Here is a 1,486-nt window from a genome sequence, read left to right as displayed (position 1 = left end):
GAGCGGTCCGCGCGGCCGGCGTCCACACGGTGGCGGAGCTCGCCGAGGCCGGGCCGGAGCGTCCGCCGGACTGGAACGGCGAACCGTTCTCCGATGCGGTCCTGCGGGCCCGTGCGCACCGGGACGGCGAGGTCGTCGTCCCCAAGGTGGCCCGACCGACCATCCCGCGCGCGGACATCGAGGTGGACGTGGATCTCGAGAGCCACCTGGACGACGGCGCCTACCTGTGGGGGACCCTGCTCACCCTGCGGGACGGGCGCCGCCTCGAGGCCGAGGGATACCGTCCTTTCGCGACCTGGGCCCGGCTGCCGGACCCGGACGAGGGGCGCTCGTTCGCGGAGTTCTGGCGGTGGCTCACCGGCATCCGGGACAGGGCCGAGGGGCAGGGGCGCACGTTCCGCGCCTACTGCTACTCCAAGTCCGCCGAGAACGGCTGGATGCTCTCGACCGCCACCCGGTTCGGGCCGGAGGGCACGCTGGCCGAGGTCAGGGGCGTGCCCTCGGTGGCCGAGGTGCGCGGGTTCCTCTCCTCCCCTCAGTGGGTCGACGTCCACGAGGCGGTGGCCACGCAGTTCGTCTCCACCTCCGGTCTCGGACTCAAGGTGGTGGCGCCGGTCGCCGGATTCCGTTGGCGGGACCCGGACGCCGGGGGAGAGGCGTCGATCGGGTGGTATCGGGACGCGCAGGCCTCGCGGGGGGTCGAGCGGGACTCGGGCAGGGAGCGCATCCTGGCCTACAACGAGGACGACGTCCGGGCGACGAGGGCTGTGCGGGAGTGGATTTCGCAGCAATTCTAATCGAGTTCTCACTGAGAGAGAGCTGTTGCTTTGCTTAATGTCGGGGATAGGGTGAGAAAGAAGGGACGAAGTTAACGACGCTTCTCGGCGTCGCCGACCGTTCCCGTAAGCCCGCCCTCACGGGGTGTCCCGTCGCGAACCCACGCGGATGCCGCGCCATACAAGGAGACGAACCCATGACGTTCTCGATCCGTAGGGCCGCTGCCGTCGCAGCCGCCTCCGCACTCGCCCTTTCCGGGGCCACAGGTGTCGCCGCCGCCCAGGAGGGCACCGGGAGTCTGTCCGCCGACAGCCTCGGGGCCGACAGCCTGGGCGCCCTCGGCAGCGAGGGCATCACCGATTCGGTGGGCGAGGGGTCGCTGCCGCAGGACCTCGGCTCCCTCATCCTCGAGGCCAACGCCACCGGGGAGGGTTCCATCGACACCTCGGGCTCGGCGATCTTCGGTGAGCCGTCCACCGGTTCGCTGGCACCCCTCGCCGGCTCGGTCATCGACGCGGCCGGGTCCATCACCCTCTCGAACCCGGCCCCCGGGACCGGTTCCGTCGACGTGAGTGGATCCCTCCTGGACGAGTCGCTGCTGGGTTCGGTCGAGCCGGCGGCCGCGCTGGCCGTCGGCTCCCTCGGGCTCGGCGACGGTGCCACCCTGGTGCTCGGATCCGACGCCGGCTCCCTGCCGGGCGCGGGCTCG

At 71.7% G+C, this 1,486-nt stretch carries 1 protein-coding gene and 1 pseudogene; both read left to right on the top strand.

Annotated features, from left to right (window positions below; genetic code table 11):
- Nucleotides 1-797, top strand: a 797-nt coding sequence (locus tag G6019_RS09385) for a TM0106 family RecB-like putative nuclease (protein WP_182627484.1), incomplete at its 5' end; no start/stop codon positions are given.
- A 176-nt stretch (nucleotides 798-973) separates the two neighbouring features.
- Nucleotides 974-1,486: pseudogene (locus G6019_RS09380) on the top strand (hypothetical protein); the annotation flags it as partial.

Source organism: Dietzia sp. DQ12-76, from assembly GCF_014145045.1.
Classification (GTDB): domain Bacteria; phylum Actinomycetota; class Actinomycetes; order Mycobacteriales; family Mycobacteriaceae; genus Dietzia.
The sequence above is the reverse complement of the archived record's forward strand: the minus strand, read 5'-3'. Positions and strand labels throughout refer to the sequence as shown.